Annotated in this window: 4 protein-coding genes and 1 tRNA gene; all 5 read left to right on the plus strand. The window is 45.1% G+C overall.

All coding sequences use genetic code 11. The features are described from left to right. The first annotated feature begins 619 nt into the window (after positions 1–619). The 5 genes from minD to PN466_RS07715 all read left to right on the plus strand — a co-directional run bounded on the left by minD (position 620) and on the right by PN466_RS07715 (position 3710). Complete coding sequence (gene minD, locus PN466_RS07695; RefSeq protein ID WP_271938343.1) at positions 620–1426, plus strand: septum site-determining protein MinD; 807 nt, start codon at positions 620–622, stop codon at positions 1424–1426. A gap of 72 nt (positions 1427–1498) precedes the next feature. Further along, complete coding sequence (gene minE, locus PN466_RS25905) at positions 1499–2035, plus strand: cell division topological specificity factor MinE (RefSeq protein ID WP_271938345.1); 537 nt, start codon at positions 1499–1501, stop codon at positions 2033–2035. A 32-nt stretch (positions 2036–2067) separates the two neighbouring features. Next, entirely contained in the window at positions 2068–2493 is a 426-nt protein-coding gene (locus PN466_RS07705; RefSeq protein WP_271938347.1) for a (2Fe-2S) ferredoxin domain-containing protein, read from the plus strand. Positions 2494–2787: 294 nt separating this feature from the next. After that, entirely contained in the window at positions 2788–3426 is a 639-nt protein-coding gene (locus PN466_RS07710; protein WP_271938349.1) for a response regulator transcription factor, read from the plus strand. A gap of 211 nt (positions 3427–3637) precedes the next feature. Beyond that, positions 3638–3710: transfer RNA gene (locus tag PN466_RS07715), tRNA-Thr, on the plus strand. The last annotated feature ends 222 nt before the right edge of the window (positions 3711–3932 follow it).

Here is a 3932-nt window from a genome sequence, read left to right on the forward strand (position 1 = left end):
CGATCAGCTAGAAGAAGTGTTGTACCAGCGCTGCCAAACCTTATTGAAACAGCCAGAATTAATTGGAGGGTTAACCGATTTTTACGGGTGGAGTGAACTCACTGCTATATCACAACTTATTCAACGGACTTGATATGAAATTTACTTGGGAGTTGTCTCGAAAAACTGGCGCGATAGTCCGAAAATTCTAGAAGCCGCGCGTTTGTCTTGGTGGCAGTCCGCCACTCCTGATCGCATTCCCGAATCTTGCCGATAATTTCGTGAAAACTGCATCGTGCCACTGAAAAATATCAAATGGCCAGAACGAGATCCCAGTAGATAAACACTCCAGGATGAGTTGAGTTAATAAGCCTCGGGGTGCCCCATTTTCAACAAGAACAGCTAGATCATTGGTGAAAAGAAATTGCGAATAATATGATTCAATAACCCATCGCCAACCCCGATGCAATATCCCGATACAATATACAGTGCTTTGTGCTGTGATGGGAGGATGGGGGCATAGGGAGAGGGAACAACAGACTCGACAGCAGCCGATGAACAAAGTTTAATTAAATCTGTTAAAAGGCTAAAGGGCCTTGCTATAATCAACTGCCGTGACCCTGCCAAAGAAATCGCCATCATGAGCCGTATTATCGTCGTTACATCAGGAAAGGGAGGAGTGGGTAAAACCACCTGTACCGCAAATTTAGGAATGGCTCTGGCTCAACGGGGACGACGAGTCGTCCTGGTTGATGCCGATTTTGGCTTGAGAAATTTGGATTTGCTCTTAGGTTTGGAAAACCGTATTGTCTATACAGCAGTAGAAGTAATAGCTGGGGAGTGCCGTCTGGAACAAGCCTTGGTGCGAGATAAGCGCCAGTCAAAGTTGGTGCTGTTACCAGCAGCCCAAAATCGCACCAAAGATGCTATTACTCCCGATCAAATGGCCAAGTTGATTCATCGCTTGAGTCCCAGTTTTGATTATGCGATTGTGGATTGTCCGGCTGGGATTGAAATGGGATTCCAAAATGCGATCGCCGCAGCGCAAGAGGCTCTGATTGTGACGACTCCGGAAATTGCGGCTGTGCGAGATGCTGACCGGGTGATTGGTCTTTTGGAAGCCAATAGTATTCGCAAAATTCGCTTAATTGTCAATCGCATTCGCCCGAACATGGTGGAAGCCAATGACATGATGTCAGTTCAGGATGTGCAGGAAATCCTAGCTATTCCCCTATTGGGTATCATTCCGGATGATGAACGGGTGATTGTCTCTACGAACCGAGGGGAACCCCTAGTGCTTTCTGGCGCTGGAGAGTCGTCTTTACCTGGAATTGCCTATGGTAATATTGCTCGCCGTCTAGAAGGTGAAAAAGTGCCATTCTTGGATTTGACTCCCCCTCAAGGAAATTTCTTCAGCCGCTTGTTTCAGATGTTCCGTAAGGGATGAGCTGGGTGAATTTCGGTTTCCCCATTTCCTACTGCCCATTTCCTATTGCCCACTCCCTACTGCCCACTCCCTATGTTAAATGATCTTCTAGAACGTCTTTTCCCTTGGAAAACTCGCCCGTCCAGTCGCGAGGAGGTAAAACAGCGGTTGAAGTTGGTGCTGGCCTATGACCGAGCGGGGATTAGTCCAGGGATGTTGAATGCCATGCGCGATGATATTTTGGCGGTGGTCTCTCGCTATGTGGAGATTGATGACGAACAACTGGAGTTTGCCATTGAAAATAGCGATCGCTCTACAGCTTTGATTGCTAATTTTCCTATTCGCCGGATTAAAAATACGGCTGACCCGGAACCAGAAAACGCTTCCCTAGATGAACAAAGCGCTCTCATCTTTTCTTCTCAAGAAGAAGCGGCTGAACTCGAGGAGTTATTTGTCGAAGATGCTCCCCTCGACTCTTCTGAACCCCTGGCTAGTTCCTCATCTGCAACGGAAAAGGAGGAAAAGGATGTACACTCTTGTGCCCCCCCTCCTCCGAAAGACTCCCCTAAAAAATCCGATTTATCACCAAAATCTAGCCAAAAACCACGAAAAACGACCAAATCTGAGTAAGATAAAGTTAATCGTGTTACTCTGTCTTACGAATGAACTTGGAATCTGATGCTCAAAAACCCACTTCTGACTCCTTAAGTGCTTGTGTCAAGGCACTAGGTCTAACTCAGATTGAGCGCCATGTCTTTATTTGCGCCGATCAGGGCGTTCCTAAATGTTGCGATCGTCAACAGAGTCTTGAATCTTGGGATTATCTCAAAAGTCGCTTGAAAGAGTTGAAGTTGGATCTGCCCACTCCAGAACGACCGATGAGTATTTTTCGCTCTAAGAGTCATTGCCTACGAGTTTGCCAGAAAGGGCCGATTCTAGTCGTTTATCCTGATGGAGTTTGGTATCATAGCTGCACTCCAGATGTGATAGAGCGGATTATTCAGGAGCATCTCCTGGGCAATCAGGTCGTTGAAGACTATGCGTTCCTTGTCCATCCTTTGCCCAGTCCTTCCGTAATTTCATCATAAATTTTCCGAAAATTCTGAGAGACAGAGAAAAAATCAGTAAATTCCGCAGGCTTTTAATGAGATCCTCTGATTATTTCCGCAAAAGTACGCTATAATCAAGAAAATCCACCCAGCTAATATAAGTATATTCACGAGCTTTCTCCTAGGATACCCTGAGTTTCAGAGCCTCGGAAAACTCTAAGATATTTTGGGACAAGGAGGAAATTAGATTATCCTCCCTATTGATTTTCCAAAAATAGAGGAATATGCTGAAGAAATGGTAGTTTATAGTCAATTCACATAGGGGATACGGATATGACGACCGACCACAAGCAATTACTTCTGATTGACGACGATCCCAACCTGATTCTGTTGGTACAAGATTACTTGGAATTCCGGGGATACGAAGTCACCACCGCTGAAAATGGGCAAAGAGCGCTCGATATCTTGGATGATCAAACTCCAGACATGATTATCTGTGATGTGATGATGCCAGAAATGGACGGTTATGAGTTCGTGCAAAAAGTGCGTGAAGATGAGCAAACTGCCTGGATTCCCGTTCTGTTTTTATCGGCTAAAGGCCAAAGTCAAGACCGAGTGAAGGGATTGAGTAAAGGTGCTGATGTCTATATGGTCAAGCCTTTTGAACCTGAAGAACTGGTAGCTCAAGTAGAATCTTCTCTCAAGCAAGCATCCCGGATGATGCATCATCAGTATAAAGGGGGAAATACCGAAGTGAATTTCCCCAAAGTTCCTGAAGATGTAACCTTAACTCCCACTGAGCGCAAAGTAGTACAAAAAGTGGCCCAAGGCAGTTCTAATCGTGAAATTGCGGAGATCTTAAATGTGAGTCAGCGCACGGTAGAGAGCCATGTTTCCAATATGTTGGGTAAAACCAATTTGCACAACCGCACCGAATTGGCTCGCTGGGCTATGGAAAATAATCTAGCTTAAGAGCGATCGGGTTCACCAAATTGATTCCATAGGGTTGCATCTTTATTTTAGGTATCTTAGGTGTCCCAAGTGACGTTCACTTTTGCACTCAACTATTCTACTCCTCACAACCACTTAGAAACGCTTGCTCTATCAAGATTGTCCTTCTTTTCTGTACTTAGGGCGTGACAAGGAGATATCATTTCTGATATAATACTGTCATCCCAAGTCTGCTGGTGTAACTCAGTTGGTAGAGTAGCTGATTTGTAATCAGCCTGTCAGGAGTTCGAGTCTCCTCACCAGCTCTTCAAAGAAAGGCTTATTGTAAGGAACTTTCACTCCTGACGGACTGATTACAAAACAGCCGCTCTACCTAAAATCTGCCTAAAACCACCATAGCACCTCCAAAAGTAAGGGGCAAGAAATAGGTTAAATGGGTTAGATAGTAATTAGAGTTTTCTATAGAATCCATAGAGAAATCCAAGGGGGTTCCCTCAGAGGAGACTGAGAGAAACCCAAAACCCTCC

The organism is Roseofilum reptotaenium CS-1145 (assembly GCF_028330985.1).
In the GTDB taxonomy this organism is placed as follows: Bacteria; Cyanobacteriota; Cyanobacteriia; order Cyanobacteriales; family Desertifilaceae; genus Roseofilum; species Roseofilum reptotaenium.